Raw genomic sequence first — 654 nt, forward strand, 5'->3', positions numbered from 1 at the left:
CAAGGCCTGGCTGGTGATGAGCGGGCGTCGCAAGCTATCCGCGCCAGAGAGTCTGTGACCGCCGGTGCGTCACGCCCGGGTGATGCCAGTAACGCAGGTGACTAAGCGTCAGGACCTGCGGAGGTCGCGATTTGCGGCCGACGGTTCGGGCAATAGAGCGATCCCGGTTACCGAAAGCACCGGGACAAGCGCAGTGACCACGATGGAGCTCCCTGAGAACCAGTTGCTGATGTAGGGCCCAAGTCCGCCGCCCGATATGAAGACGGCCCCGATCCACGCGCCACCAGCACACGGCACGAGGGTTAGCGCCGAAGCAAGGCATCCGAATGCGGTCGCCGTGGACGGTCGGCGCGCGGCGGTCAATGCGGCGGATATCACGAGTGCCGCGATGACTAGATAAGCCAGGCCCAGCATGAGAAATCCCAACAGCGCGAACATGATCGGGCCGGACACGTCGGGCACGTCGTTGTCCCGGGCTACGGCGTTGGCCGCGTGCCACATGGTCGGCACCCACATCACGGCCAGCGCCGTACCGAGAAGGGAGGTGCCGGCGGCCGCCCACAGACAAAGCAAGCCGGGGGAAGCGCGCGTCACGGCGGCTCCTTCGGGAGCAAAGGCGAGTGCCTCTCCTATCGTCCCGGCATCGCCAAGCAA

1 protein-coding gene is annotated in these 654 nt (G+C 65.9%); it reads right to left on the bottom strand.

Annotated features, from left to right (window positions below; translation table 11 throughout):
* Window positions 1–108: 108 nt before the first annotated feature.
* A partial coding sequence (locus tag ABD808_RS38330) for a hypothetical protein (RefSeq protein ID WP_344908468.1) occupies window positions 109–654 on the bottom strand: 546 nt, incomplete at its 5' end.

The organism is Actinomadura meridiana (assembly GCF_039537545.1).
Lineage (GTDB): Bacteria > Actinomycetota > Actinomycetes > Streptosporangiales > Streptosporangiaceae > Spirillospora > Spirillospora meridiana.